At 34.1% G+C, this 26,972-nt stretch carries 31 protein-coding genes; 14 read left to right on the plus strand and 17 right to left on the minus strand.

Annotated elements, in window-relative coordinates:
- Positions 1–7: 7 nt before the first annotated feature.
- From NKR20_RS09700 to NKR20_RS09715, 4 genes are all read right to left on the minus strand, one after another.
- On the minus strand, positions 8–3,076 hold the full coding sequence (locus NKR20_RS09700) for a DEAD/DEAH box helicase (RefSeq protein ID WP_253426023.1): 3,069 nt from the start codon (positions 3,074–3,076) through the stop codon (positions 8–10).
- A gap of 20 nt (positions 3,077–3,096) precedes the next feature.
- A complete protein-coding gene (locus NKR20_RS09705; protein ID WP_170148382.1) occupies positions 3,097–3,465 on the minus strand; it encodes a DUF1801 domain-containing protein in 369 nt (122 codons plus the stop codon).
- Positions 3,466–3,724: 259 nt separating this feature from the next.
- Positions 3,725–4,381 (minus strand): ribonuclease H family protein, encoded by a 657-nt coding sequence (locus NKR20_RS09710; RefSeq protein ID WP_253426025.1) that lies wholly within the window; start codon positions 4,379–4,381, stop codon positions 3,725–3,727.
- Positions 4,382–4,455: 74 nt separating this feature from the next.
- Complete coding sequence (locus NKR20_RS09715; protein ID WP_253426028.1) at positions 4,456–5,175, minus strand: hypothetical protein; 720 nt, start codon at positions 5,173–5,175, stop codon at positions 4,456–4,458.
- Between the two features lie 138 nt (positions 5,176–5,313).
- Here NKR20_RS09715 and NKR20_RS09720 point away from each other — a divergent pair, with 138 nt between their 5' ends.
- A complete protein-coding gene (locus NKR20_RS09720) occupies positions 5,314–6,129 on the plus strand; it encodes an EcsC family protein (protein WP_253426031.1) in 816 nt (271 codons plus the stop codon).
- Between the two features lie 31 nt (positions 6,130–6,160).
- Here the strand turns inward: NKR20_RS09720 and NKR20_RS09725 are convergent, their stop codons facing one another.
- A complete protein-coding gene (locus NKR20_RS09725) occupies positions 6,161–7,648 on the minus strand; it encodes a nitrilase-related carbon-nitrogen hydrolase (protein ID WP_253426034.1) in 1,488 nt (495 codons plus the stop codon).
- 426 nt (positions 7,649–8,074) lie between these two features.
- Positions 8,075–8,980: a formyltetrahydrofolate deformylase gene (purU, locus tag NKR20_RS09730; protein ID WP_121213710.1), complete on the minus strand. Its 906-nt coding sequence runs from the start codon at positions 8,978–8,980 to the stop codon at positions 8,075–8,077.
- 147 nt (positions 8,981–9,127) lie between these two features.
- On the opposite strand from purU, the gene NKR20_RS09735 reads away from it, so the two are divergent.
- Both NKR20_RS09735 and NKR20_RS09740 read left to right on the plus strand, forming a co-directional pair.
- Entirely contained in the window at positions 9,128–9,286 is a 159-nt protein-coding gene (locus tag NKR20_RS09735) for a hypothetical protein (RefSeq protein WP_253426037.1), read from the plus strand.
- Positions 9,287–9,593: 307 nt separating this feature from the next.
- Entirely contained in the window at positions 9,594–9,788 is a 195-nt protein-coding gene (locus tag NKR20_RS09740; protein WP_121213711.1) for a hypothetical protein, read from the plus strand.
- A 90-nt stretch (positions 9,789–9,878) separates the two neighbouring features.
- On the opposite strand, the gene NKR20_RS09745 is transcribed toward NKR20_RS09740, so the two are convergent.
- Complete coding sequence (locus NKR20_RS09745) at positions 9,879–10,415, minus strand: hypothetical protein (RefSeq protein ID WP_121213712.1); 537 nt, start codon at positions 10,413–10,415, stop codon at positions 9,879–9,881.
- A gap of 143 nt (positions 10,416–10,558) precedes the next feature.
- On the opposite strand from NKR20_RS09745, the gene NKR20_RS09750 reads away from it, so the two are divergent.
- Positions 10,559–10,699, plus strand: a complete 141-nt coding sequence (locus tag NKR20_RS09750) for a hypothetical protein (protein ID WP_170148384.1) — start codon at positions 10,559–10,561, stop codon at positions 10,697–10,699.
- Between the two features lie 61 nt (positions 10,700–10,760).
- Here NKR20_RS09750 and lepB read toward each other — a convergent pair whose 3' ends face one another.
- Positions 10,761–11,327, minus strand: a complete 567-nt coding sequence (gene lepB, locus NKR20_RS09755; RefSeq protein ID WP_301285915.1) for a signal peptidase I — start codon at positions 11,325–11,327, stop codon at positions 10,761–10,763.
- A gap of 203 nt (positions 11,328–11,530) precedes the next feature.
- Positions 11,531–11,734 (minus strand): alpha/beta-type small acid-soluble spore protein, encoded by a 204-nt coding sequence (locus NKR20_RS09760; RefSeq protein ID WP_121213713.1) that lies wholly within the window; start codon positions 11,732–11,734, stop codon positions 11,531–11,533.
- Positions 11,735–12,051: 317 nt separating this feature from the next.
- On the opposite strand from NKR20_RS09760, the gene NKR20_RS09765 reads away from it, so the two are divergent.
- Positions 12,052–12,204, plus strand: coding sequence for a BH0509 family protein (locus NKR20_RS09765; protein ID WP_121213714.1), 153 nt, complete (start codon positions 12,052–12,054; stop codon positions 12,202–12,204).
- A 111-nt stretch (positions 12,205–12,315) separates the two neighbouring features.
- Here NKR20_RS09765 and epsC read toward each other — a convergent pair whose 3' ends face one another.
- Together epsC and NKR20_RS09775 are read right to left on the minus strand one after the other, a co-directional pair.
- Positions 12,316–13,209 carry a serine O-acetyltransferase EpsC gene (gene epsC, locus NKR20_RS09770; RefSeq protein ID WP_121213715.1) on the minus strand — a complete coding sequence of 298 codons (894 nt, stop codon included), beginning with the start codon at positions 13,207–13,209 and terminating at the stop codon, positions 12,316–12,318.
- 206 nt (positions 13,210–13,415) lie between these two features.
- Entirely contained in the window at positions 13,416–13,505 is a 90-nt protein-coding gene (locus tag NKR20_RS09775; RefSeq protein WP_101918860.1) for a YfhE family protein, read from the minus strand.
- A 376-nt stretch (positions 13,506–13,881) separates the two neighbouring features.
- Here NKR20_RS09775 and NKR20_RS09780 point away from each other — a divergent pair, with 376 nt between their 5' ends.
- Positions 13,882–14,043: an aspartyl-phosphate phosphatase Spo0E family protein gene (locus NKR20_RS09780; protein WP_121213717.1), complete on the plus strand. Its 162-nt coding sequence runs from the start codon at positions 13,882–13,884 to the stop codon at positions 14,041–14,043.
- A gap of 121 nt (positions 14,044–14,164) precedes the next feature.
- Positions 14,165–15,907, plus strand: a complete 1,743-nt coding sequence (locus NKR20_RS09785; RefSeq protein ID WP_253426040.1) for a B12-binding domain-containing radical SAM protein — start codon at positions 14,165–14,167, stop codon at positions 15,905–15,907.
- Positions 15,908–17,177: 1,270 nt separating this feature from the next.
- Here the strand turns inward: NKR20_RS09785 and NKR20_RS09790 are convergent.
- From NKR20_RS09790 to NKR20_RS09800, 3 genes are all read right to left on the minus strand, one after another.
- Positions 17,178–17,498 carry a YnfA family protein gene (locus NKR20_RS09790; RefSeq protein WP_253428101.1) on the minus strand — a complete coding sequence of 107 codons (321 nt, stop codon included), beginning with the start codon at positions 17,496–17,498 and terminating at the stop codon, positions 17,178–17,180.
- A 51-nt stretch (positions 17,499–17,549) separates the two neighbouring features.
- The gene (locus tag NKR20_RS09795) at positions 17,550–18,224 is read right to left on the minus strand and encodes a YqjF family protein (RefSeq protein WP_253428102.1); all 675 of its coding nucleotides are present in this window, start codon (positions 18,222–18,224) and stop codon (positions 17,550–17,552) included.
- A 187-nt stretch (positions 18,225–18,411) separates the two neighbouring features.
- Positions 18,412–19,188, minus strand: coding sequence for a metal-dependent hydrolase (locus NKR20_RS09800; RefSeq protein WP_253426043.1), 777 nt, complete (start codon positions 19,186–19,188; stop codon positions 18,412–18,414).
- A 315-nt stretch (positions 19,189–19,503) separates the two neighbouring features.
- Between NKR20_RS09800 and NKR20_RS09805 the strand changes: the two genes are divergently transcribed.
- From NKR20_RS09805 to NKR20_RS09815, 3 genes are all read left to right on the plus strand, one after another.
- The gene (locus tag NKR20_RS09805) at positions 19,504–20,103 is read left to right on the plus strand and encodes a methyltransferase (protein WP_121213722.1); all 600 of its coding nucleotides are present in this window, start codon (positions 19,504–19,506) and stop codon (positions 20,101–20,103) included.
- Positions 20,104–20,331: 228 nt separating this feature from the next.
- Positions 20,332–20,787: a hypothetical protein gene (locus NKR20_RS09810; RefSeq protein ID WP_253426046.1), complete on the plus strand. Its 456-nt coding sequence runs from the start codon at positions 20,332–20,334 to the stop codon at positions 20,785–20,787.
- A 17-nt stretch (positions 20,788–20,804) separates the two neighbouring features.
- Positions 20,805–21,752 carry a TRM11 family SAM-dependent methyltransferase gene (locus NKR20_RS09815; RefSeq protein WP_253428103.1) on the plus strand — a complete coding sequence of 316 codons (948 nt, stop codon included), beginning with the start codon at positions 20,805–20,807 and terminating at the stop codon, positions 21,750–21,752.
- Between the two features lie 83 nt (positions 21,753–21,835).
- Here NKR20_RS09815 and NKR20_RS09820 read toward each other — a convergent pair whose 3' ends face one another.
- A complete protein-coding gene (locus NKR20_RS09820; protein ID WP_121213725.1) occupies positions 21,836–22,129 on the minus strand; it encodes a hypothetical protein in 294 nt (97 codons plus the stop codon).
- Positions 22,130–22,627: 498 nt separating this feature from the next.
- On the opposite strand from NKR20_RS09820, the gene NKR20_RS09825 reads away from it, so the two are divergent.
- From NKR20_RS09825 to NKR20_RS09840, 4 genes are read left to right on the plus strand one after another with little or no spacing between them, the layout of a single operon-like run.
- On the plus strand, positions 22,628–23,242 hold the full coding sequence (locus NKR20_RS09825) for a copper amine oxidase N-terminal domain-containing protein (protein ID WP_253426050.1): 615 nt from the start codon (positions 22,628–22,630) through the stop codon (positions 23,240–23,242).
- An 11-nt stretch (positions 23,243–23,253) separates the two neighbouring features.
- Positions 23,254–23,499: a hypothetical protein gene (locus NKR20_RS09830; RefSeq protein ID WP_253428105.1), complete on the plus strand. Its 246-nt coding sequence runs from the start codon at positions 23,254–23,256 to the stop codon at positions 23,497–23,499.
- Positions 23,500–23,513: 14 nt separating this feature from the next.
- On the plus strand, positions 23,514–24,422 hold the full coding sequence (locus NKR20_RS09835) for an FAD:protein FMN transferase (RefSeq protein ID WP_253426053.1): 909 nt from the start codon (positions 23,514–23,516) through the stop codon (positions 24,420–24,422).
- A complete protein-coding gene (locus NKR20_RS09840; protein WP_253426068.1) occupies positions 24,412–24,963 on the plus strand; it encodes a ferric reductase-like transmembrane domain-containing protein in 552 nt (183 codons plus the stop codon). The genes NKR20_RS09835 and NKR20_RS09840 overlap by 11 nt, the downstream gene beginning before the upstream one ends.
- Before the next feature lie 4 nt (positions 24,964–24,967).
- On the opposite strand, the gene NKR20_RS09845 is transcribed toward NKR20_RS09840, so the two are convergent.
- Both NKR20_RS09845 and NKR20_RS09850 read right to left on the minus strand, forming a co-directional pair.
- Complete coding sequence (locus NKR20_RS09845; RefSeq protein ID WP_253426071.1) at positions 24,968–26,218, minus strand: sensor histidine kinase; 1,251 nt, start codon at positions 26,216–26,218, stop codon at positions 24,968–24,970.
- Positions 26,211–26,888 (minus strand): response regulator transcription factor, encoded by a 678-nt coding sequence (locus NKR20_RS09850; protein ID WP_121213730.1) that lies wholly within the window; start codon positions 26,886–26,888, stop codon positions 26,211–26,213. The genes NKR20_RS09845 and NKR20_RS09850 overlap by 8 nt, the downstream gene beginning before the upstream one ends.
- Positions 26,889–26,972: the final 84 nt, after the last annotated feature.

Raw genomic sequence — 26,972 nt, forward strand, 5'->3', positions numbered from 1 at the left:
TCTCCTTTTAAATCATTAAAATCTCTCGAATATCATCCACGGTTAAAGTTGCCTCTCCTGGTTCGACAATACTAGAAATTAAATCTTTCTTCTTATTTTGTAGCTCATTAATTTTTTCTTCGATAGTTCCCTTAGCAATCATTTTAATGACTTGCACTACATTCTTTTGCCCCATTCGATAAGCTCGATCGGTTGCTTGTTGTTCAACGGCAGGATTCCACCATAAATCATACAAAATAACTGTATCTGCCCCCGTAAGATTAAGCCCGGTACCTCCTGCTTTTAATGAAATCAAGAATACATCTCGCTCCCCTTCATTAAATCGATGACAAAGTTCTACTCGTTCTTCTGAAGGAGTTTGTCCATCAAGATAAAAGTAGTTTTGCCCATTATTCGTTAATTCTCTCCCAATCATTTGAAGCATTTTTGTAAATTGGGAAAAAATTAAAACACGTCTACCCGACAATCGAGATTCTTCAAGGATTTGTAGGAGCTGTTCATATTTAGCAGAACTTCCTTGATAGCCATCTACAAACAGAGCTGGATGACAACAAACTTGTCGCAACCGTGTAATTCCAGCTAATATGCGAATGCGACTTTGCTGAAACGTATCTTGATTCAGGTGCTTCAACGCATCATATCGTAATCTTGATAACAGTGCGGCATACAGCTTTTTTTGCTCTACTTCTAGCTCTGATAAAACAATCGTTTCCTCTTTTCCAGGTAACTCCGTGAGCACATCATTTTTTGTTCGGCGAAGTAAAAAAGGTCGAATTCTCCGCGCAATATACTTTCGTGGCAAATTACTAAAATCCTCTAACTTTTGGAACAAATGTGGAAACACAACATGGTAAATGGCCCAAAGTTCTTCCAATGAATTTTCGATAGGCGTGCCAGTAAGCCCGAAACGGTTCGTAGCCTGGATACTTTTTACTACTTTAAAGGTCTGTGTCATTGGATTTTTAAAGTTTTGAGCTTCATCATAAAACACCGTATGGAAATTCTGCTTTTCATACCACTTACGATCTCGTCTAAGTAATGGATATGAAGTAATCACAACATCAATGTTCTCAAGTTCCTTTTGAAGTTGTTCCCGTTCATCCTTTTTTCCATCGAGAATGATTGCTTGAAATTCGGGTGCAAATTTCGAAAGTTCACCGAGCCAGTTATAGGTTAAAGAAGATGGACAAACGATGAGTACTGGTTGTCCTGTTTTGCGAATGCTCTCAAGCTCTGAAACAATAAACGTAATACTTTGTAACGTTTTGCCAAGCCCCATATCATCAGCTAAAACGCCGCCAAATCCGTAATGAGCCAAAGCCTTCATCCATTTGTACCCATGTTTTTGATAATCCCTTAAAATCCTATTTAGACTTTCTGGCACTGCAAAATCTAGTTTCTCTGGATGAAGTAATTGGTCAACAAAGTCCCGAAAAGACTGCTCTGCCGTAAAAACATCACTTTCTTCAATCAAATCCAAAAACTTTAAACTTTCCGTTATGGGCATGTTAAACATTGCCCAATAGTCTGTCTCTTGTTCAGGAATGGTATTTAAAAAACGATGAATTTCTTCCATTTCTTTCGTTTCTAACGATAAAAGTGAGCCATTTGGCAAACGGTAATATTTTTGTTTAAATTTTAATGCTTTTAATATTTCTTGGATTTGCTTATCTTTAATGCCATCCATTTCAAACTTAAATTCAAGCCAATCCGTCCGTTCTTTTTGAACCTTTACACGAATTTTAGGAAAAACATGTTCCTTTACAATCCGTGTCCGAACTGCAGTCGTCATGTAAATTTGTGTGAGCGGATGTAATTTTGGAAGAACATGATATAAAAAATGATATTCTAGTTCTTCATTTTGCATATAATAGCCGCCTTCTGTAATCGTAAAGCCACTTTCTTTCATGATTGAAAGAATTTCTTCTTCCTTCTTCAAATCTCTCAAAATCATTTGTGGAAATTCACGATTTTCCAACGGCTGAATCATAATATTTTCATAATGAAACTCAATACTTGCAAGCAAACGATTTTTTAAGCGATCCAAATACAATTTCGCAACAAGAGGTGTTTTCCCTATCTCAGCTTGAACCGCGCTCGATATTTGAAATTCCCCTATCCGATTTATTTTGGGAACCACATTAGTTAGAAAATACTCCAGTTGATTTTTTTCGATAACAAGTTGATCATTAGGAATCAATTTCACTAACTCTGTGAAACGTTCAAAATCCTCTTTTTGTAATATATATAAATTCCCGTACTGTAACACGCAGCCATAACTATGAAAAACGGTTAAAGCCTCATATCCCTTTACGCTCAAACAATAGTTTTCTTTTGTTTTATCAAGCTGAAACAAAATAGGAAGGGGGCCATCGATGACAGATATCGGCTGATGCTGAAGTGAAAAAATCGAAGTGTTTTTTATTAAAGGAAGCAAACGATCAAAGGAGGATGGCGGAATCATAACCACATAAGGATTTTCAAAGTCAATTTCATCCTTAATGATCTGATGTAATATTGATAATACTTCATCAACTTCCTTCGAAAAATAGTGAATCGTTGGGTCATATGTAAAATGTGAAGCAATGTGAAACACTTCTCTTTGTAACAATTCCCGTACATTAATAGCAAACCCATCAATGAACATCTCTAATGCAAAGAAAGTATCGTTCCCCTTACGAATCAGCTTCAATATAAACTGTCCATCTAATTGTTCCCTTGTCTCAAAAAATTGTTGATGTCCCCTTTTTTGTTTCGGTCTCTTTTCAAAAAGAGACATAAATTGATAGGTTACATCATGTTGCTGTTCTTTTAAGGCAATTAACGTAGCTGCAACATGTTGACAAGCTTTTTTGAAAGTTAATAAGGATGAACAACTACAACTTGATTGGATATTCCCATTTTTGTTTTGTAATGTGACATGGAAATCCTCCACCCCATGAACAACCGATTCACAAAAATCCGTCTCATTTTTTAAGATCTGCACTTTGTTTCCACGAAAAAAAGAATCCCCTTTTTTATAGGAGACGGTACCACACAGTTCAATAATTCGTTTTTGAGTAATTGTTACTTCCATGAATTCCGCCCCCCTTCCATTTAATCGTGATTTAATGCAACAGCAGATTTAACTAATGAGGAAAAAATGTCTTTTTGAATATCTTGCAAACTGTTTATTTGTATATGTCTCATTAATTTTCCTGTACCTTGTAAAAAGTGACCCCACTCTTTATTTTTCAGTTCAATTCCTCGATGAAAACCTAAATTTACATGGGTTTTCGCCGGTTGGATATAACAGACAAGTCCGTTATATGTATAGTTTGGCATAGACCATTTAAATTCTTCCTTTAAATAAGGCGAAGAATCTAAAATGATTTTGCGTAATTCAACCGTAATCTCCTGTACTTCCTCAGGTAAATTATCGATGAACTGATCCACAATTTCAATTGTCCGTACTTTGTTTATCATTAAACTTCTCCTTTAGAAAGTAATTTCATTATATGAAAAAAGCGATTACTACCCATTGTAATCGCTTTTTAAGTTATTACCCAGTATTTATCTTTATTTTTCTAAGAAAACTTTATTCTACTTTTTAGGTACAATGTTTGCTCAATACTATTAACATTAAAACAATCACACTTTCACAATACTACAATATTTGATTGTAATAAACAATTATTCATCTTAAAAAAAAGCATTTCTCAAAACTGAAAAATGCTTTCGACTCTTATTGCAGTTCGATTTGTCCCGTAATATCCACACCCTTTAATGCTTGTGTAGCAAGACGATCTGCTTCTTCGTTTTGTTTCCGTGGCACTAGCTCAAATTCTGGTGTAATGCCTAGGGACTTTAATTTTTCATCAATGCGATCCGCCCAACTTGCTAATTCCTTTTCATACGCTGGCCATTCCCCACTCATTTGATTAATGACTACCTGGGAATCACCAATAAACTTCACTTTTTGATGGTGAACATCTAATAAATCCAATTCCACAACGCTTAAATGTAATGCAGCATATTCTGCCTCGTTATTCGAAACCAAACCTTGAGCTGGAGCGTTGCGGCGTAGTCTGTAGGATTTCCCATTTTGTTCGTAATAAATTACCACACCAAGGCCAGAAAAACTCGTTTGTATATCAAAACCACCGTCAAAATAAACACGTACATTATGCGGTTCTGTTTCCACTTCTTTAATATATTTCTTTAATTCCTTCGCCATCCACGTACTATCGTATTGGTCAATAAACGTTATATTTTTTACACGTCCGGTTTTTTCAAGATCTTCTGCAATCGCTAATGCATGAGCAGGTGGCATTTCATCAGAGCGAAATACTGTTTCTACTCCATTTTTCGATTTATAAGTCCATTCAATTGTTATATTCATGGAAGGTCCTCCTTTTGGTTCCACGTTTCATACCTTTAAGTATAACCTCCCCCATGTCGAGATAGTACGTAAATTTAATCGCTCCCTGATATCTTTGTATAAAGCCAATCGCTTGCTTGGCTTGAAATAAATCGTTCAAATGAACTTCTGTTATATAAATAAATATCTTTTAAAAGATGATGAACATTCTTCCACGTTAAAATACTAACACCACTTAACCGAGTAATTTCCGTAGTACGATGAGGCAGTTCTTGTAAGATGGATTTCTCGGATTCACGATATTGGTTGACTAAAATTTGTCCATAAGGCGTATAGAAAGTATCTAAAAATAACAAAGAAAAATAAAAATCTCGTTGTTTTGTATATTGCAATCCAACATCGATGTTTCGAATGATTGGATTGTTTTGTTGAGTATTCATTCGAATATCGCTTTTATATTTTGCTAGCATACACCAAACGAAATCATTCGTTTCAATAATGATATCTATTTCATAATCCAATTCTGGTATTGAAATATCTCGTGGAGGGGGTACACGTTTCCATAAATGAATTTCAAGTCCATCTACAGTATATGGAAAGTCTAATTCAAATGCTTTTTTAAAGAGTTGCTTTACCCAAAGATGCGGATTAATTTGTCGTAAACTTCGAAAAACATTCCAAACCATTGCATCTTCCATACTTTCACTACCGTCATGTCGAAATCTCCTTGTCCCCCATTGGACAATTTGCGGATCATATTTATCAATGATCAGTGTGTTTCGAAATTGATTGATAGCATCCCGATTCGTTTTCAACTAATCTCATTCCCCCTCCCTTACTATTCATTATACGCACCTAAAATCTTGAAATACGAAATTGAATGGAAAAGATGAAACTTTCAAAACCTAACTAACGTAAAAGAAGTAACTAAAAAATAAGAGGAGTAACTATACTTGGAAACTAAAGAGCAGCTTTCATCATATTTACTGGAAATCGAAAAGTGGGAAAAAGACCAAAAAGGGTTATTTTTTTGGGAAAAGCTTGGCCGACTACCCTTTAAGCTATTAGATAAAATCACACCGAAATTTATTCAAGAAAAAATCGGAGTCCTAGTCAATGAACTGGGTAGCTACATTCAAACGGGCGGAAAATATTTAATAAGTGAACAAGCTATGTTGAAAAAAATTGAAAAGAAGACTTCCGTACCAATTGAAACCCTCGAGGATGTTGGGAATTTACCAATTGAAAGTATGATATCATTAAGCACAAACTTGCAGAGTAATCGTGCGAAATTTGCAACGGTACAAGGTGCTTCAACAGGTTTTGGCGGGTTATTTACGTTAGCTATTGATATCCCCGTAATTCTTGGAATAGCTTTAAAAACATTACAAGAAATTGCGATTATCCATGGCTATGACCCAAATGAAAAAGAAGAACGAGTGTTTATCGTAAAATGTTTGCAATTTGCATCTGCAGATATCGTTGGGAAAGAAGCCATTTTAAAGGAACTTTCAATGAAAAATGATAAGAAAGATAAATCACAGGATATGATTAGTCAGTTAAAAGGTTGGCAAGAAGTGTTCTTTACTTACCGAGATCATTTTGGATGGAAAAAGTTATTCCAAATGGTTCCGATTGCGGGCATGATTTTTGGAGCAATTGCCAATAAAGGTATGATTGAAGATGTATCAGAGGCGGGTATCATGCTTTACCGTAAACGCCGCATTTATGATAAAATGCACCAATTAGACGAGGCAATATACGAATAAAAAAAGTAGGGGCAGTCATTGTGGCCGCCCCTTACATTTTTCGTTTATTCCGTTCAGAAACAATAAGCATCACTAAGAAAATTACTACAAAAAGGTAAGCAAACACATCTCCAAATCTTGTATAAAACGTTTGCTTCTCTAAAGTAAACGTACCTCCTACGATATATTGACGTGTATTCACATCACTCATCGCAGTCATTTCCCCATATGGTGTGATAACTTGAGCAATCCCTGAAGTGGAACCAGAACCAATGGCAAGATGATTTTCTACCGCGCGGAATACGGCATCACTTGCTGCGAAATATGGAAATCGTTTATCTCCATAAAAATCATCATCAGCCGGAATCATCGCGAGTTGAGCACCGTTTTTTGCATAGTTTCTTAAAATCGTTGGATCATGGCGGTCCCAACATACGGCAAGGGCTACTTTTCCTAAAGGAGTTTCGTACACGGTATAATCTCTTGGACCTGGAGAAAATCCGTAACTTTCTTCACCCCATAGTGTAAAGATTTTTGGTGTTTTCCCAATTTCTTCCCCATTCGCCCCTACCATATAGGCTGTATCATACATCGTGTTCTTTGTTTCCCAAACTGTATCTGCAATTAGGTTCGTATTTAATGATTTTGCTAAAGCCCGATATTGATTAATGAGCTCCGTATCGTTTAAGTTTACAAATTCATTTTCTCCCCACACGATAAAATCAGCATGTTTTTCTTCAATAATTTTTTTGGATAAGTCTTGATTAATCTCAAATATTTTTTCTTTCATTTCGTATGTATCTGCTAAATATCCATCCCCTGCTGTTTGCCCACTCCCTAATGCAAGGACTTCTTCGTCTTGATTCACAAGGTCGACTGTTGCACCAATTGTAAAGGGTTGTTCTTTTAGCTCTTTATCATTTTCATTCATGATAACTGTACCTATGATGAAATTTACGATGGGCAATGCTAATAAAGAATACGTGAAAATTCGAATATTTTTAGACGAAAATTGATTTTTTATGATTTCAGCAATAACAACGTTCGTTAATAAAATCAAGAATGACAAACCAATAAACCCTGTTACAGATAAAATTTGCAAAGTTTCGGGAATCATCCATTGTGATTTAGAGATAACCTCAATCCACCATGTTTTTGTAAATGGAATTATTGTTTTCAGCCATTCAAAAACACTAAATGTAATCGGCATGGCAAATATCCCGTACCAGCGATTGATTCGAGTTTGCATATCTAGACCCATCTTTAAAAAAGCACCGTAGAAAAGTCCAGCACCAATCATAATGAGGTAGCCCCAACCTGAAAAAATCGCGGGATACCAAATATGTGTACCAAATGACCAAATAATACAGGTCACATTGATTAAGAGATATTGTTGCAGAGAGGATTTGTTTTTTAATGCAATCAATAAAGGAACTAACCCAAACCATGCTAAAATACCAACATTATAGCTCGGCATACTTAAAAACATGAGTATACCCGAACAGATGGCTAATAAATAAGAAAATACTAAACTTCTCATTGTTCATTCCTTTCGGCAAATCTTTAGGTTAATTTTTACATAAATATCCTTATTTTACTAGAAAAAATTAAAGGAAAAAGCGAACTTCGGTTCAATTCACGAAGTTCGCTTTATAAGGAAGGTTTTTCTTATTGTCTAGCTACGAACGCTAGCTCCTTGACAACTTCAGAATCATCTTCAAGGGCAAAAAGCGCCCTTATGACGATTCCTCCAGTTGTTGTCGGAGCTGGGCGAGCGTTCTTCGCTTTTCTTATTGTCTAGCTGCGAACCTAGCTCTTTCGGACACTTCAACTTCCTCCGTCGCGTGTAGACACACTCGTCGGTAGTCTCCGAAGTACACGGAAGTACGAGTGCCGACAATGCCACGTGATGGGGCGTTTTTGTCGGCCAGTGCCTTCAAGAGCTGGGCAAGCGTTCTTCGCTTTTCTAATGAAACACGATCGTTTTATTACCTTCCACAATAACACGGTTTTCTAAATGCCATTTAACCGCTCTTGCTAGTACACGGCGTTCAATTTTACTACCGATCTTCTTTAATGTTTCTACATCATCACGGTGGTCTACTCGCTCTACGTCTTGTTCGATGATTGGCCCTTCATCTAAATCATTTGTTACATAGTGTGAAGTTGCCCCGATTAGTTTTACACCACGTTTATGTGCGCGGTCATACGGTTTTGCACCAATAAATGCTGGTAAGAATGAATGGTGAATGTTTATAATACGATTTTCAAAATGACCAACAAAGTCCGGTGTTAAGATTTGCATATATCTTGCTAAAATTAATAAATCTACATTATATTCTTCCATTAACTGAATTTGTTTTGCTTCCACTTCTTTACGAATATCCTTATTTGCTGGGATGTAGTAGAACGGAATTCCATATGACTCTACAATTGGTCTAGCATCTTCATGGTTACTAATCACAACAACAATATCTGTATCTAAGTCACCATTTTGCCATTCCCACAGTAACTCACGTAAACAGTGCAATTCTTTAGATACGTAAATAGCTGTACGTTGACGTTCTTTACGATAATAGAAATCATATGTCATATCATAGTCCTTAGCGATTTGAACGAACTCTTCTTCCATTTCTTTAGCTTTTGCTTGAAGGTTATCACAGTGATATTCCAAGCGAATGAAGAACTTTCCATTTTCTGGGTCACTTGAATATTGGCTTGACTCAATGATGTTTGCATTATGTTTATATAAAAATGTTGATAATACAGAAACAATCCCTGGTTTATCAGGACATTTTACTAATAAAATTGCGCGGTTATCTAATTTAGAATCTTTATTTTTTAATGCGATATTTCCTTGCTCAAGTTGCATTACAAATTACACTCCTAATCTCTATTTCTAATAGATTTAATTATCTATTATTTTCTGACAATGAGCAACATTTTTCCGTAGTAAATTATTGCTACATAATTAATATGTAAAGTTCTCATATTAACATCAGCGAAAGGAGATGACAATATGAACAATAAAAAGGATTTTGACGAATACTCAAATTACGATGACCGTCAACTTCATAATAATAAAGCAGAACAAAAAATTGGTCGTACGAAAGAAGAGTTTGGAGCAGAACAGAATATTCAAGCTCAAAAACAATCATCGAAAAAGAGAAATTATTAATATTGTGGAAGTCAAGTTTGATATACATCAAATTGGCTTCCATTTTTAATTCCGTTCACAAATCGTTCGATAGTGCTTAATTCTTATTTTTAATTAATAACAAAAATATTGAAAATGATATTTATGCATTAATAAGAGAAATTTTGATTTAAATAGATATTTTTTATTTGTTTAATTTTACCAATAACTAGTTCTAATTATTTATTTATTTTATTTGTGTCATTAAATTGAATAAAATGTGAACAATTTACGAACTTTATGTTACAATGTTGTTAACAATAGAAGCGAACTTAAGGAGGTTTACTACATGTATAAATTTTTTATCACCCTATGTGCAACGATTCTAACAATTGGATTAACACTTTTTGGATTAAGCTTTTTCACTGAAATTTCCCATTGGATTGGTATCGAAATGGTAAAAGGTAGTGTATTCCTCTTCATTATTGGAATGTTCATCGTTATGATGGAAAATGACTTTATGAAAGAAAATGGACGAGCATAATAGTTATTTCAAGTAGGTTCTCAAAAATAGAATCTACTTATTTTTTTTGAAAAAAATAAAAAGCACCATATCAAAGTGCTCTTAAAGAAACTATATCGAACTAATCGGGTGAAAAACATTAATGACAAATTGAACTTTACTTTCCGCTAACGCAAGCGCCCTAACCAAACATGCATGTTGAGCAGTTAAAGCAAGTTCTGAATTTGCAGGGACAACTTCTTCAACAATCACTTCAGAATCATCTTCAATACTTACTAACACATCATTTTCTGATAAATTCCGTGCAATGATGGTCATTAATATTGGTGAACGCATTGGAGTTTCAGGTGCAGCATAAATGAGCGTATAATCTTGGCGAATGGTTGAATCATCTAACTCAATTTCAATCTCTACTTCTTGTTCACCATTATCCATTGATTCATCTTCATCTTCTAATTCATCCACCTCATCATCAACTTCTTCGATGATAACTTCTTCTATTATTAATTTTTGTGCTGCTCCAACAATTGCATTTACACAAAAAGTTTGGCTTATGATCAGTGAATTATGATCACGAATAACCTCACTTTCGATTTGTTGTTTACAGTCTTTTTCTAAATTTTCTTTTGAAGATTGCTGCTCACCCATATTTATAGCCCCCCTTCCTCTAATAAATGAAAAGAGCGCTAATGTTGTGAGGGCAAATGAATTAAATGGCATTTAGAACAACTGGATTCAAAAGCATGTCTTTGATAAAGCTGCACAAAATATTAATACGGAGGTGAATGGCAATGAAAAAGCACGGAAGAAACTCTGTTCGTAAAATGAAAAAACCGAAAAAGAAAAATAATCGTGAAGAAATTTCACAAGAATTAAACTTTGAAAAAGCGCTTAAGAAAATTGAATATCAAGACAATAAGATTAATGATTAGTTTGGAATATTTTTGGAATCTTATACATGAAAAAAGCCCACGAGTTTTCGCGGGCTTTTAATTATTTTATTAGTCCAAGATGATTTAATGGCCACACTCGAACATCTACTGTTCCTAACACTTGCTCTTCAGAGACAAATCCAACATTCGGGTCACGGCTATCTCTACTGTATCGGCGATTATCCCCTAATACAAAAAAGTGTCCGTCCGGTACAACGGTTTCGTTCAACGTTTCTTCCAAAGTAAAGTCCTGTGTTAACGTCCCATTATCAATTAATTCATCTTTATATTTATCTAAATATGGTTCATCATATTTTTTCCCGTTTACATAAAGTACATCGTCTTTATAAGCGATATGGTCACCAGGTAGACCAATAATACGTTTAATATAGTTATCTTCTTCAGTGGCTTTAAAAACAATCACATCGAATCGATTATACTCTGTTAACTTTGGTCCAATTTTATTGACCACAACCTTGTCTCCATCTTCAAAAGTTGGCATCATTGAAGCACCCTGAACTTCTGTTGGCATAAACAAGAAAAATGGAACTGCCCACGCGATTACAATACCGATAAGTATCGCTTTTATCCATTCCATTAATTCATTTTTTTTCGTTTCTTTTTCCAATACTAACCACCTCAAATTCTTTGTCCTAATTATTTACGTTTAGGATGCGTAAAAGTTCCAATTAATTCTATATATATTTTAAAGCAAACTTGTTAAGGATGATATTAAATACTTTGCATTTTCTAAAAATAAAAAGGAAACCCAGTATTTCGGGTTTCCCATTTGATTTCACTTACCTATTTTTTTGTTCATTTGTACACTAATTATTGTTGTGTACCACGTAATTGACTTTCCGCCATTTGTACAAGGCGTTTTGTGATTTCCCCACCTACAGAACCGTTTGCACGTGAAGATGTATCCGGTCCAAGTTGTACTCCAAATTCTGATGCAATTTCATACTTCATTTGATCCAATGCGTTTTGCGCACCTGCTACTAATAACTTATTATTGTTATTGCTGCTTGCCATATTGATTGCCTCCTTTAGAGTATTTTTTTCACTGATTGGTTTATCAGTGTGAGTTTAGATTGGTTTAAAATCGAAAAATTAAACATAGAAATTTTTGGCACGCAAAAAAGACCCTCACTATCATTATGAGCGCCGATTAAATCAAAACCATATGTATGAACATATACTACTTCAAAATATCATCATGTGCAAGTAATATGCTTTTAAAAAATGACCTCCAATCAATGAAAAAATGAATTTGATAGGCGATTATCTGTTATATATCAGATAAACCCATCATATATTTGTTATATAATAATTAGGAGGTTATAAATTAAATGATAACTGAAAAAGAACGTCAAAACATGGTACATTTCTTAGTAACTTACTTTGGAGTAAATCCTAATGAACTTATAACAATAACTGATCGTATGTTAGAAAAAACATATGAATTTGCATATCAAAGATTGGAAATGGAAAATCAATTATAACGGAAGTGTCTGAAACTTTCTTTGAGGCACTCACCAATCATCTCAGATAAATTTTTAACGATATGAGAAGAGGGCTGTTCAGTTCTACCTACTGAACAGCCCTTTTTGACCTTATTTGATATTCGGTAATGGTTGAGAATTATATACTCGAGAGTTTTCTGGAACAGATTGCGTTAACCAAATATTCCCACCGATTACTGAGTTTTTGCCTATTGTTGTATCTCCACCAAGAATCGTTGCGCCTGCGTAAATAACAACATTGTCTTCAATATTTGGATGGCGTTTAATACCTTTAATCGGATTTCCATGTTCATCTAATGGGAAACTTTTCGCACCTAATGTTACACCTTGATAGATTTTCACATTTTTACCGATTGTACAAGTCTCGCCAATTACAACACCTGTACCGTGGTCAATAAAGAAATATTCGCCAATAGAAGCACCGGGATGAATATCGATCCCTGTTAATCGATGCGCATATTCATTCATGATTCTAGGAATAATAGGTACATTTAAATTATATAACTCGTGTGCAATTCTATGTATGCTTATTGCTTGAATTGACGGATAGCTATAAAGAATTTCTTCTGTAGAAGTTGTTGCTGGATCTCCATTATAAGCTGCTTGAATATCTGTTTGTAACATTCTACGTATTTCAGGGAATTTTTTAATCAAACTAATAACTATCTCTTCAGCTTTTCGTTTACTATCTGCTTCATTTAGCGAACTTTCATTAGCAAGGACTTTTTCGATTAACTCACTTAAATCAATTGAAGATTTTCTCAAATTATTACCAATGCTAATATTTATTTTTGTTTCGTCACTTGAATATTTATCACATAAACATGGGAAAAGAGCAGAACGGAAATTTTGCAAAATTTTATAAATTGTTTCTTGCCCTTCAAACCCAATCGATTTTTCAATTGAGAAATAATTATTATGAACATCAATTAGTTCACTTGCAATATTTGGAACTTCACTATTTAGCCATTCTTTTAACTTCACTATTGCTTCCCCCTTTATAAATTCTTATTTTACCAAATAACTTTCCCTTTTCAATTATTTTAAAACTTAGTTTAAAAGATTTTGAATAATTTAGCTAATTTTCTGATTTCAATAAGAAGAATTACTAGACATAAATATGTAAGTTGTATTCTTTTTCAAATAAAAAACGCAACCTTAAAAATTCTGAAAAGGTTGCGCAAAGTAATTTATCGTTTTTTTCCTCTTGCTCTATCTGCTCGTTTAAAATCTTTTTGGTATAATACTTCTTGTGTTTTTGTTAACTGGTTATCTTGCACTGTTAACTGTTGATGTGGCTGTTTGTTTTTCAACTTCAACACTCCTCTTAATATAGAATCAAGTTTAGTGTTCCCTTTTCACCTTCCGCTATGCAGATCAAAAAGTTTGGGAAATAAATTGTCGACTACAAAAAAGTTTTCGCCAGCATATTTCATTTCCCACCAAAATACGTCAAAACATACCCCAATTAGCTAAACAAAAATTCCTGTCTTTTTCTATTTCCCATTGAAAAATACCATTAAATGCACCCGTGATAACAATTTTAATATTTTTGTAATATTTGAAATAAAACGACAACATTTTTATTTTCGATGATTTATAATACAAACATCAACTACCGATTGATAAACCATATTGAGAAGAGAAGGAGTATATATGATTAATTTCATTATTAAAAAAACACTTATACTACAAATCGAACTCAAAAGAAAAAGTATGTACAAAAAGGCAAACTTGTTAGGTTTCACTCACCCAGATGTGGTGAATTTTAGTCAGGAATTGGATACGTTACTAAATAAATATAGCAAGATCGTTTAGTTTTAATATGGCGTCTTGATAATTTTTAGACGCCTCCTTTTTATTAAGTGGCAGAAAACCAATAATACTGCTACAATCATAAGTTGAAGTATCGTGTAATTTAAAGGAGAACTACAACTTAATGAATATTGTCTTAACAACGCTTAATGCGAAATATATCCATACAAACTTAGCCCTTCGTTGTTTAAAAGCTGCTGCTCAACCTGAGTTTGACCCAACTATCGTGGAATATACAATTAAAGATCCTGCTTTCAATATTGTTTCAGATTTATATCAATACAAACCAGATGTAATTGGCTTTAGCTGCTACATTTGGAATATTGAAGAAACGATTCGTGTCATTCGAATGCTTCGTGCCGTTTCACCAAACATCAAAATTGTACTTGGTGGGCCTGAAGTTTCATACGATGTCCATGAATGGTTGCGACGTGTTGAAGAAATCGACTTCATCGTTATGGGTGAAGGAGAATTCTCATTCAAAAAATTATTAGAGCATTTACAAGGTGATATTCCGCTAGAGGAAGTTCCTGGGATTTGCTACTTACAAGATGGACAAGTTAAAATCCATGCCCAACCCGCAAAAATTGACCTACGTGAGCTACCGAGTCCATTCCGTTTTAAAGAAGACCTCCCTCACCTAGGGAAACGAATTCAATATATCGAAACAAGTCGCGGGTGTCCGTTCAGTTGTCAATTTTGCCTTTCTTCTATTGAAGTAGGCGTTCGTTACTTTAATCGTGAAAAAATTAAAGATGATATCCGTTATTTAATGGCAAATGGTGCAAAAACAATCAAATTCGTGGACCGTACTTTTAACATTAGCCGTAGCTATGCGATGGAAATGTTCCAATTCTTAATCGATGAGCACGTACCAGGTGTTGTATTCCAATTTGAAATTACAGCAGACATCATGCGCCCAGAAGTTATTCAATTTTTAAATGACAATGCACCAAAAGGACTTTTCCGATTTGAAATTGGTGTTCAATCGACAAATGATTTAACAAACGAACTTGTTAAACGTCGCCAAAACTTCGAAAAATTAAAACGTACTGTAACAATGGTGAAAGAAGGCGGCAAAATCGATCAACATTTAGATTTAATTGCTGGCCTTCCTGAAGAGGACTATAACAGTTTCCGTCAAACGTTCAACGATGTATTTGCGATGCGACCAGAAGAATTACAACTTGGATTTTTAAAATTGTTGCGTGGAACTGGACTTCGAATTGAAGCTGAAAAGTACGGTTATACGTATGTAGATGTTGCGCCATATGAAATTTTTGCAAACAATGTTTTAACCTTTGATGAAATTATTCGAATAAAACATGCTGAGGATGTTCTTGAAAAGTATTGGAATGACCATCGTATGGACAATACGGTTGAATATTTAGTGACAGAAGGCTTTGAAACCCCATTTGATTTCTTCCAAAATTTTGGTACGTATTGGGAAGAAAAAGGTTGGTCTCGTATCGGGCATCAATTAGAGGATTTATTTAGAAGGCTTGAGGAGTTTTTAGCAACGCAGTCACATATTAATCTGCCTGTTGTACGAAGTTTGATGCAGCTGGATTATTTAGCAAGACAGCAATTCCAACCGCGTAAATTGTGGTGGGATGAACGCGTTTCATCAAGTGAGCAAAAGGAGATATTCACTATGTTAAAAGAGAATCCTCTTTTAGCTGGTGAAGAGTATGCAGAGTTGAATGTGACGGAGAAAGATTTTTATAAGCATTCATTACTTGTTCCATTTGCGATTGATTATGCTAAGTTTGCAAATGGTGAGATTGTGGAAAGTAAAGGGATTTTATTAACGTATTTCCGTAATGGCAAAACTCCTATATTTGCTACGTTGCAGTTGAAACCTTAGTTATTTTAATATTTATTCAAATATAGTACGTATAGTTTAGTGAGAGGACTTCGCACACAAGCCGCAGAGCCAACTTGTTGTTGTCTCTACGACTTGTCACTGTGCTTTTGTAGAGTCCTCTCACTTTAATATTTTGGCTACTAAAAGTTCTGGATTTTTTGCGCGGCTTACAGTGGTAGGCCGCGTTTTCTAATTTAATAGCCACCCAAAATTTTACTTAAATATTAAAAGTGAATCCCTCGGCAAAATTTTTATTAAAATAAATTCAAAAATGGTTCGTACTGTTTTGTGAGAGGACTTCGCACACAAGCCGCAGAGCCAACTTGTTGTTGTCTCTACGACTTGTCACTGTGCTTTTGTAGAGTCCTCTCACTTTAATATTTTGCATACTAAAACTTCGGGATTTTTTGCGCGGCTTACAGTGGTAGGCCGCGTTTTCTAATTTTATTTGCCTCATAAATTTTTGCTTAATTATTTAAAGTGAATCCCTCCGCAAAATTTTTATTAAAATAAAATTCAAAAATGGTTCGTACTGTTTTGTGAGAGGACTTCGCACACAAGCCGCAGAGCCAAATTGTTGTTGTCTCTACTACTTGTCTTTGTGCTTTTGTAGAGTCCTCTCACTTTAATATTTTGGCTACTAATTCTTCTGGATTTTTGCGCGGCTTACAGTGGTAGGCCGCGTTTTCTAATTTTATTTGCCTCATAAATTTTTGCTTAATTATTTAAAGTGAATCCCTCCGCAAAATTTTTATTAAAATAAATTCAAAAATTGTTTGCACTGTTTAGTGAGAGGACTTCGCACACAAACCGCAGAGCCAACTTGTTGTTGTCTCTACGACTTGGCACTGTGCTTTTGTAGAGTCCTCTCACTTAAAATTATACCTACTAAATTTTCTGGATTTTTTGCGCGGCTTACGTGGTAGACCGCGTTTTCTAATTTTTTTGCCTCTCAAAATTTTGCTTAATTATTTAAAGTGAATCCCCCCGCAAAATTTTTATTAAAATAAATTCAAAAATTGTTTGCACTGTTTAGTGAGAGGACTTCGCACAACAAGCCGCAGAGCCAACTTGTTGTTGTCTCTACGACTTGTCACTGTGCTTTTGTAGAGTCCTCTCACTTTAATATACTGGCTACTACATTTTCTGGATTTTTTGCGCGGCTTACAGTGGTAGGCCGCGTTTTTAATCTAATAAGCTTCTTAAAATAAAAAAATGTACAATTCACTTTTGATTAGAATTGTACATAATAAATATTCTTTTGCCATTACTAAGAACGTGGGATTAGCATGACTGCTACCCCTACTAAGCAAATGGCTGCACCGATCCAGTCGAATAGGTCTGGGGTTTTTTTATCGATTCCCCATCCCCATAATATTGACAACACGATAAAGACACCGCCATAAGCTGCGTAGACTCGACCGAAAGATGGGAATGTTTGGAACGTAGCAACTACACCGTAAATTGCGAGTGCTAGTCCACCAAATACTCCCCAATAAAATGGTTTGCCTTCTCGTAACCATAGCCAAATTAAATAACCGCCACCAATTTCAGCGACGCCAGCTAAAATAAATAAAATTGCTGCATACATCAACAAATACACTTCCTCTTAGTACTTTTCATTTAGCGTACATGAAATGCATTAAGTGGAGAAGTGTTTATTATTTTTTACTGGTACTAATGGCCATATTTTGACTTCTGCCCTTTTGGAAAAATGCAATATTGGCTTATACATTAGTGGATCAATTTTATATTTTGATAGTAAACTGTTCTCATGAAATTCTGCATTTGCCTCATAAATCACCCATGATGGATGGACTATATTGCATTGAAATATTTTCCCTTTATTCAATGTGTAAAAACAATATCTTTCAAGCAACCATTCCTCCAACGATCCTTTTTTTGGATTAAATGGTTTTTTCTTATGAACATAATGACATGATAACTGCTCACCTTCAAACCTTATCCCGTCAACGCCCTTCCACATTTTTAGATTTTCCTGCATATATGGTAAACGAAAAAAAGGTCTCGCCAGTTTTGGAGCAAGAAAATTCCCGGCACCCAGATAAAAGAAATAAATACCCGGTTTGTCTTTTCCTTTTATATAGGTACGTAGATTATACCCTGGAAATTCACTTGTCCCAGGAATTGGTGGCAACCCTTTTCCACGTAAATCTCGAATATAATAAGGTACAATAGACACCCACCCTACCCCATCATAGGTATCTAACGCAAGTTCACAAGGAATCAACGGTTCGAGAACTTCTTTTCTTACAGGGTAATGGATGAATAAAGAGTTTTCCCAAGTTTGTTTCATAATCCATGGTATTTTCGGCAACTGCAACTTACGACTATTGTATACGTTACGCTCTATCACCCTACGTCCCTCACTTTAGCATTAATACTACACATTTTTGCCAAAAACTACGGAACAATACAAGTGATTTCGAATTCATAATATATCAAAAAACCACGAAAAACTCGTGGTCTATTGTTTGAGCTATTCAAAATGTTTCTTCTTCACCATAACCTAAAACTACCACTTTCGTTTTCGTTTGATTAGATAGGTAATCTTTTAATTCTTTATCTTTTTCAATCATATTTCCAACAACTGGGAAAGCTTGGAGCAATCCATTTAATATGTCTTTGGAAATGGCTGATTGTTCACTCGGGAATGTGTGACTTGGAATAACGTAGTCAACATCGAGTAATTTTTCCACTGCATATGCTGCTTCTCTTGGACCCATTGTAAATTGTCCTGATGAAGAAAGTATTGCAATGGATGGTTGATATAGATCTTGAATCAATTTCATATCGGACATAATCATTGTGTCGCCTGAATGATAAACTGTTCGATCTCCTGTAAATTCGAGTACATATCCAGCAGATTCTCCTGCATAAATCGGCATCCCTTCCAATTCACCATAACTTGAAGAATGTCTAGCTTGTACCATTGTTGCTCTCATATCATCAAAATCAAAACTTCCTCCAAAGTTTAATGGATAAACATTATTAAATCCTTTTTTACCTAAAATTAACGCCAATTCATATTGGGCTAAAACTAAGCAATCTGGGTTTGCCTTTCGTAATTTATCTAAACCACTACTATGATCAAAGTGACCATGTGTCAATAATACCCCTTTGATGGTGGATAAAAATTCTTCTGTCTGGTACTCACTTGGACAACCTGGATTCATGTCAAAGAAAGGATCGATTAAATAACGATTCCCCTTTTTACTTGTTAACACATACATTGCATGACCTAATCGTAATATTTTCACTTTAATCCCCCGAATCCCTTAGATTATTTTGAGTGATAGATTTTTTTCACTGAATTCTCTTTTGCTTTTCGGTACCTCTATCCTAGTGAAAATCATATAAGGATATCTGCCCAGATAAATTTATGTTGCTTATTTGAAAAAAATAACAATTAATTAAATCTCACTTCTTTTTGGTTAAATTGGAGAAAAAGAGCAAGTACTGCTCATTCGATTGCAGAATCTTAATCAAACTGTACAAAATAAAAAAGGACCACAATTTTGGAGACAATAAGAGGTATAATAAACGTACATTGTTACTAGGAACGAGGAAAGTTTGTGAAAGAATATTATTACGATAAATTATTGAAGATTAATACACGTCAAAAAAAAGTGGAAGTTAATCATTCTGTGTATTACCACCCATATGAACCTACACCCTACAGTGCGTTAGAAGAATTATTTAAACACTATCCAATAAAAAGCAGTGATACATTAGTAGATTTTGGGTGTGGGAAAGGACGTTTAAATTTTTTTACGAACTATTTATTCCATGCATCGTGTATCGGAATTGAAATGAATCAGAAATTTTTAGATGATGCATTCGATAATTTAAAAAATTATCAATATCATGCTGGGCAAATTCAGTTTGTTAATTGCTATGCTGAAAAATATAAAATCGAAGCTGAACATAATAAGTTTTATTTTTTCAACCCATTTACAGTTCAAGTGTTTATGAAAGTGGTGAATAATATTTTACGATCCGTAGAAGCTGCTCCACGTGAAATTGACATCATTTTATATTACGCTTCCGATGACTATCGATATTTTTTAGAGACCAGCACGAACTTCGAACTAGTACAAGAAGTGCCCTTGCCGGTTTTATATGATAAAAACCCTTTTGAACGATTTTTAATATATCGTTTGAACCAATTTTAGACAAAAGAAAAACCGTTTCCTTTAGTTAAGTGTTACCAGCACCTAACGGAAACGGTTGTTCGTTCGAATCACTTGTATTCTATATATTATTATAGAGTAATATATTAATATTTGCAAGTTCTTTTTCAAAAAAATTTTATTGTGCTATAATTCATAATTAGGCATCCTTCTTGGTTGTCTATTTTTTATTTCTGTTAAGGATATACTAACCTTAAGGAGGCTGGAAATATGGAATTAAACAATGTATATATTGAACTTTGTGATAAAGAGACAGAGGAAACATTATCAAAACCAGATGCTTCATTTTTAAGTAAACCAATCACTTATTTAAAGGAACACCAAAATGAATTTCTTTATATCGAATCATCATCCTTTGAGACATTTAAAACAGATTCACTATCCCTTGAAGTCGATGATGTTTTTAAAACGTATATGGTGTTACTTGGCTTAAAAGTCCAAAAAAAGCATGCATCTACTATTAAATCATTCTTAAATGAAAACTTGCATGGAGGAGAAATTAAAAATTTCAGCGCAATGTTTTCTGGAGATGAAGGATTATGGGATTTAAACATTCCAATAGATATGATAGAAGATTTCCAAGAGACGATGACAATTGAAGAAACACTGTCTATCACATCTAATTTTATGACTAAATTATTATCTGCCCTTGAGCAAAACAACTAGAATTGAGGAGAAACGACCTGAACATACAGAAGAAACCTACTTACATTTATACCTATGTACACCATCATGATGAACATGATCTTTGTAGAATGGAGATGCGTTCATTTTTCGGTTTCGATACCCAAGCAAATTTTCTAATTAGTGATATAAAGGTTGACCCAAGTCGTAGCCCTTTCATTGAGGAACGACTTGAAGTTTTATTTGAAAGTAACGAACTTGGCGAAATTTCAAACTTTGCTAAAACTGTTCAAGTAAGTTCCACTTTTAAAGTAATCAATTTAAACAAATTTGATATTGGGGATACAAAAAAAATCCCCCATCCAGAACGTCGAAAAATAGAACGCGAAGTGGGATTGAATATAGATGGTGAACCTGAACTAGATCATCCTGATAAAATTTTTGGTATTCTTTTATTAGAACAAAGATGGTATTTTGGAATTTATGAAAAAAGTGAATCGGTTTGGCGTCAACACGTACATAAGCCCAATAGTTATTCCACAGCTCTAAATACTCGCGTAGCTCGAGCTGTTGCCAATATTGCTGCTCCAAAACCTGAGAATCTTCGAATAATCGACCCTTGTTGTGGAATTGGTACGGTTGTCGTTGAAGGCCTTTCAATGGGAATGAACATTGTTGGACGAGATATCAGTCCCCTAGTTTGTGTTGGGGCAAGGGAAAATATTAGCTATTTCGGTCTTGAAAGCAACATTACGAAGGGGCCGATTGCAGAAGTAACTGAACATTATGATGTTGCCATAGTAGACTTACCCTATAATATTTATTCACATATAACGGATGATGAACAATTCGATTTAATCCAAAACGCTCGCCGTATAGCGGATAAAGTCGTATTTGTAACGGTCGAACCAATCGATGAATTTGTTATTAAAGCAGGTTTTATTATTAAAGATCGTTGTATTGCTAAAAAAATGCAATTTGAACGACAAATATTGTTATGCCAATAATCCAAGCTCCCATTTTTGGGGGCTTTTTTATTTTAGTAAAACTAAAAAACCGAAAACAATGTAAAATTGCTTTCGGTTAACTTTTATTCTTGTGGTGCAGTATTTGCTTGTTTTTCTTTTTCAGCTGTGTTTAAACACCATACGAAATTATCCCATGCTGAGAACCAACCAACAAAGATTTCAGATGAATCATCCCAGCGTACATCAAATTTCTTTTGACCATCTACGTCAATTAAATACAATTCTAATGTTGGATCTGCTTTACTTACAGCAAGTCTCATTCCATTTTTTAATTCTTCTTCTGTAAAAACAACATCTGCTACAGAACGTACTTGTGCTTGTTCAAATACCGGTTTGTTTGTAATTCTGTAATTCATATTAAACCTCCAATAAAACTGTCGTGTAAAAGGATAAAACCTGTCCTTCTTTTGTACCATCATAGATATATAAAAAGTATACCCTATAATCACTGAGCAATGAAAACAACCATAAAAAATGTTGTTACGTTAACCCAATCATTTAATTACTGCCTTTTTAACTATACCTATTAATCTACAATTTTTCTACACTGTATTCTAAATATTTTTCGATTTATTAATTATATCAAAATAAGGTTTCAACACAATTATTTTAACTTAATAAATTTGCGTGATTATAGCTGGTTTTATCTTGATTAAGATGCGGGAAGTCAGAAATGTTATAAATCAAAGTGTCGGATAATATGTAATTTTCAATAAGATTCAATTGTGTACTTCCAATGAGAGGCAACAAAAAAGATTTAATATTTATACAAAATTTCAGATTAATCTCATTTTTTATCTATACACTTAGTGGGCAAAGGAGGAACTTGTATGTTAAAAAAAACAGTAATCTTAATGCTTTTCTTGCTTGGAGGTAATTTTTTCAGTCAGTATTTTGTCAATGCTGATGCAGATGATCATCACAAACACGAAAGATACAAAGAACATAAACACTATGAGGATTTCGATGATTATGAAGACCATGAAGATTACGATGATGATCATCATGATTATGAAGAATATTACGATTACTACGAAATTCCTATACAAAATAGCACCTGGAATATTTGGTTAAGAGAAACGTCCATCACAAAAGGCGAACTTCCCTTTACAGAAGCTAGAAAAGTTTTACTAAAGTGTGAAAACAGTTCGGATGAATTACTTTCCTATGTTATACCAAGTGAAAATGAATTGTTCGTAGCAGGACAAGATATTGCACGTTTATTAGGCGCAGAATCAAGATTTTATCCGACTAGTCAAATATTAGAGCTGACGACTATTGATACTGAATTGATCTTCCGTTCAGGTACAAACGTAGCGTATGAAAATAATATAAAAACACCTATTCCAGCAAAAGCATTTTACATGAATCAAGACCTTTATCTTCCTATAAGCGTGATATCCAATGGACTTGGATTTATTGCTGAATGGCAAGACGATACTTTAATCTTTAAAAAATTCAATAACTAGAGGTGACAGAAATGAATGATGATAAAAAGGCTAAATGGATAGTTGGCTCATCCGGTGTCGTGCTATCTGCTATCTTATTAACACAAATAAGCAATACTACTGAAAATACTGAGACAAAAATAACCACTTTCAATGAAAACCAACTAGAAAATATGTCATCACGAGAAAAACAACTAGCTCAATTAGATTGGTCCAATTTTGAAATAGTCATTCCGTCACAATCATTTCAAAGTGAAAGAAAAACGAAGAAATCGTAGAAGGAGTTGGTACAGTGGATACATTAACTTTACAGGTAATGAATACAGAATTTTACATCTCTCTTTCGTCTAACTCAAATACACGATGGAAGGATCATGTCACTAATTGGCTTCAAACAATAGAAAAACAATGGTCTAGATTTGACGATAATAATGAATTATCAAAGATAAACAAATTACGTATTGGTGACACTTTAACAATATCAGAAGATTTATACGATTGTTTATACAAAGCACATTGTTACTATCGTTTAACAGATGGATTATTTTCACCATATTTAAAAAAACAGATAGAATCTCATGGATATCAAAAATCCTTTCCATTTCAAAAAGTGGATAAAACTTCTGAAAAATTTGAGAAGCCCCTTCTTAACCCAATCATTTTCTTGCCGAATAAAAGGATTTTAAAAATCACAAATGAGGAAATTGACTTAGGAGGCTTTGCAAAAGGATATATCGTTGAAAAAGTGGCAAATTGGTTAAAGTACAATATTTCACAAGAATTTGGAATTGTCGATGGTGGTGGAGATATGAAGTTATGGTCCAACTGTGAAAAAGAATGGATTATTGGGATTTCGGACCCATTCAAAGAAGACGAGGAAATCACTTCTATTAAAATTAAAAACGGAGCGATTGCCACTTCTAATCGAGTATATCGAAGTTGGCAGATGAACGGAAAACAAAAGCATCATTTATTGAACGGTCAAACTGGAGAAATAGCAATATCCCCAATCGTACAAGCAACAGTTGTCACAAATAGCCTTTCGGATGCTGAAGTAGCTGTAAAACTTTGTTTTCTCCAGAACAATTTAGAACACCAACATTGGTTGGAAAAACATCACATTTTATCCGCTCGATTTATTATTAGTGAAAATGAACAACCAGTTTGGATTACACCTAGGGGGAAAACATATGTTCATTAGTAATTGGGAATGGATAAGACTACTTGGATTTTTAGCCTATTTTAATTTTACTATTTCAATCGTATTTGGACTTCTTAGAAAATCAACAATTATAAAAAAGAATAAAAATTTAGTTTTTCATATTCATCAAGTTGCTTCTTGGATGGGTTTATTCACTCTAATAGGCCACATGTTACTGTTAATACTTGATAAATTTGAGCCATTCACAATTGGCGAACTCCTAATACCGTTTAAAGCTGATTATGAGACTGTTTTTTCAACGTTGGGTACCATAGCTTTCTATCTATTTTTATTTGTTATTTTCAATTCAGATTTATGGATACGAAAATTAGGATTTTCATTATGGAAAAAGTCTCATTTCCTCGTATTCCCAGCTTGGATATTCTCTTTACTTCATAGCATTTTTCTTGGAACAGATTCAGAACGTCCAATGATTACTGTTTTCTACGGAATTTCGGTATGTGCCGTTGTTTTACTGTTACTTTTAAGAGCATTTTCACATCAAAGATTATCTACGCATAGAGAAAAAGGCGTGTCCTAATTTTTTAGGATACGCCTTTTTCAAATGGCAATCGAATAGAGAAGGTTGAACCTTTTCCTAATTCACTCTCAACCGTAATTTTTCCTCCGTGAAGTTCAGTAATTGCATTAGCAATCGACAACCCTAAGCCTGTTCCATCACGTTTACGCACTTCATCACTTCGATAAAATCGGTCAAATATGTTCGGTAATTCTTCCTTACTAATTCCTACCCCTGTGTCTTTCACAGAAATAACAATGTAGTCATCATTATTTTTCTTCAATGATAAGGTTATTTCTCCCTCTTCTGTGTATCGAGATGCATTATCTAAAAGTATATAAACCAGTTGTTGTATTTGTGTGCGATCGCATTCAAATTCGATACCCTTTTCAATCGTACATTGAAGTCTGATTGAATCTGGAAGAGTTCTCTCAAATTTTGAACCAATTGAAGTTAGTAATTCAGAAAGTTGAATGATTTCCTTTTGATTAGACCAATTTTTTTGATCATACCTTGCCAAAAATAATAGTTTTTCCAGTAATTCCTTCATTAATATAGATTCATGTTTTAAATCTTCAACTAGCTCCTTTCCAAAACTACTTAAATTCTCCCCTTCATCTTCGTCCAAAATGTCCAATGAACTGTAAAAGATACTTAAAGGAGTACGTAATTCGTGGGAAGCATCTGAAACAAACTTCATTTGCTTGTCAAAAGACTTTCTAATCGGAATCATAGCTTTTCCCGCCATAAAGTAACTGAGGAATGCAATAAAAATTGAAAAAATAACAGTTAAAACAATCAATAACAAAACCATATTCTTTATGAAATGATATTGTGAAGTAATGTTCTTTCCTAAGATCATATAGCCATCAATCTTCTGTTTGTTTGATATAGGCTTTGACAATAATAAAAATTGTTGTCCTTCAAACTTTACTCTATTAATTTGACTATCCTTTATAACTTCAGTACCATAAATTTTTTCAATTTCACGAGATAATCCTTGATAAGACTCATCACCATGGACTAATTGATGGTCTGGTGTATAAATGTAATAAAAGTAAGTACGATTTGGTTCGTAGAATAATTTAAACTGATCATTGAAATGCTTGTATAAATCATGTTTTTGTTCATGATAATAACTCTCTAATTCCTCAATTTGCCCCTGCTTTACTAAATGGACAATTGAAAAGTAAAGTATCAGAATAAAGAAAAGAAAAAATAAGAAAAAACAACTAGCATAAAATAATGATAATTTTTTTCGTGTTTGATTAAACATTGTCTTCTCTCACTCGATAACCGATGCCACGCACATTTTGAATAATGGAACATTTACGGTCCTTATCTATTTTTCTTCTTACTAATTTTACGAGGGCATCGAGGGCGTTATCCGAAATTTCAGCTTCGAAGCCCCAAACATGTGAATAAATTTGTTCCCGCGTTAAGACATGCCCTTTATTAATGAACAAGTATTCTAATAGAAGAAACTCATTTTTTGTTAACGGAATTTCCTCGTCTCCCCTTTTTACTATCCGAGAATTTAGTTGCAATACCAAATCCCCAATAACAATCGTATTTTCAACGGGTTTATCCTTTCTCCGAAGAACTGCCCGCATTCTCGCTAATAATTCCTCTGTTTTGAAGGGCTTAATGATATAGTCATCTGCTCCAGCGTCCAATCCTTCGATAATATTTTGGCAGCTATCCTTTGCAGTAAGCATTAAGATTCCACCTGAAAACCCGTTTTCCCTAAGTTTTTTACAAACTTCGATACCCGATAATTGTGGCATCATCCAATCTAGAATTAATAAATCATAATCCTCAAATAGCGTATATTCATAAGCTTCTTGTCCATTATCAACAGCATCCACTTGGTGGTATTGTTTCTTAATCATATGAACCATATTTTTTTGTAACCGTTGATCATCTTCTGCTAAAAGTATTTTCATACAACATCCTACTTTCGTGATTGCTTAGATAGTCTTATTATAGGTTATTTTTTCCATTAACTAATCAAGTATTTTTGTAAAATA

The sequence above is a fragment of the Ureibacillus endophyticus genome, from assembly GCF_024159215.1.
Lineage (GTDB): Bacteria > Bacillota > Bacilli > Bacillales_A > Planococcaceae > Ureibacillus > Ureibacillus endophyticus.

Bases quoted from the DNA above. Each gene is read 5' to 3' on its own strand.
- NKR20_RS09845 (WP_253426071.1), bottom strand. From the start codon at position 26,218: ATGTTTAATCAAACACGAAAAAAATTATCATTATTTTATGCTAGTTGT.
- NKR20_RS09850 (WP_121213730.1), bottom strand. From the start codon at position 26,888: ATGAAAATACTTTTAGCAGAAGATGATCAACGGTTACAAAAAAATATG.
- NKR20_RS09705 (WP_170148382.1), bottom strand. From the start codon at position 3,465: ATGATAAACAAAGTACGGACAATTGAAATTGTGGATCAGTTCATCGAT.
- NKR20_RS09735 (WP_253426037.1), top strand. From the start codon at position 9,128: ATGAACAATAAAAAGGATTTTGACGAATACTCAAATTACGATGACCGT.
- NKR20_RS09745 (WP_121213712.1), bottom strand. From the start codon at position 10,415: ATGGGTGAGCAGCAATCTTCAAAAGAAAATTTAGAAAAAGACTGTAAA.
- NKR20_RS09765 (WP_121213714.1), top strand. From the start codon at position 12,052: ATGATAACTGAAAAAGAACGTCAAAACATGGTACATTTCTTAGTAACT.
- NKR20_RS09795 (WP_253428102.1), bottom strand. From the start codon at position 18,224: ATGAAACAAACTTGGGAAAACTCTTTATTCATCCATTACCCTGTAAGA.
- NKR20_RS09750 (WP_170148384.1), top strand. From the start codon at position 10,559: ATGAAAAAGCACGGAAGAAACTCTGTTCGTAAAATGAAAAAACCGAAA.
- NKR20_RS09700 (WP_253426023.1), bottom strand. From the start codon at position 3,076: ATGGAAGTAACAATTACTCAAAAACGAATTATTGAACTGTGTGGTACC.
- NKR20_RS09710 (WP_253426025.1), bottom strand. From the start codon at position 4,381: ATGAATATAACAATTGAATGGACTTATAAATCGAAAAATGGAGTAGAA.
- purU (WP_121213710.1), bottom strand. From the start codon at position 8,980: ATGCAACTTGAGCAAGGAAATATCGCATTAAAAAATAAAGATTCTAAA.
- NKR20_RS09725 (WP_253426034.1), bottom strand. From the start codon at position 7,648: ATGAGAAGTTTAGTATTTTCTTATTTATTAGCCATCTGTTCGGGTATA.
- NKR20_RS09760 (WP_121213713.1), bottom strand. From the start codon at position 11,734: ATGGCAAGCAGCAATAACAATAATAAGTTATTAGTAGCAGGTGCGCAA.
- NKR20_RS09810 (WP_253426046.1), top strand. From the start codon at position 20,332: ATGGAATTAAACAATGTATATATTGAACTTTGTGATAAAGAGACAGAG.
- NKR20_RS09790 (WP_253428101.1), bottom strand. From the start codon at position 17,498: ATGTATGCAGCAATTTTATTTATTTTAGCTGGCGTCGCTGAAATTGGT.
- NKR20_RS09840 (WP_253426068.1), top strand. From the start codon at position 24,412: ATGTTCATTAGTAATTGGGAATGGATAAGACTACTTGGATTTTTAGCC.
- NKR20_RS09780 (WP_121213717.1), top strand. From the start codon at position 13,882: ATGATTAATTTCATTATTAAAAAAACACTTATACTACAAATCGAACTC.
- NKR20_RS09785 (WP_253426040.1), top strand. From the start codon at position 14,165: ATGAATATTGTCTTAACAACGCTTAATGCGAAATATATCCATACAAAC.
- NKR20_RS09740 (WP_121213711.1), top strand. From the start codon at position 9,594: ATGTATAAATTTTTTATCACCCTATGTGCAACGATTCTAACAATTGGA.
- NKR20_RS09830 (WP_253428105.1), top strand. From the start codon at position 23,254: ATGAATGATGATAAAAAGGCTAAATGGATAGTTGGCTCATCCGGTGTC.
- NKR20_RS09825 (WP_253426050.1), top strand. From the start codon at position 22,628: ATGCTTTTCTTGCTTGGAGGTAATTTTTTCAGTCAGTATTTTGTCAAT.
- NKR20_RS09820 (WP_121213725.1), bottom strand. From the start codon at position 22,129: ATGAATTACAGAATTACAAACAAACCGGTATTTGAACAAGCACAAGTA.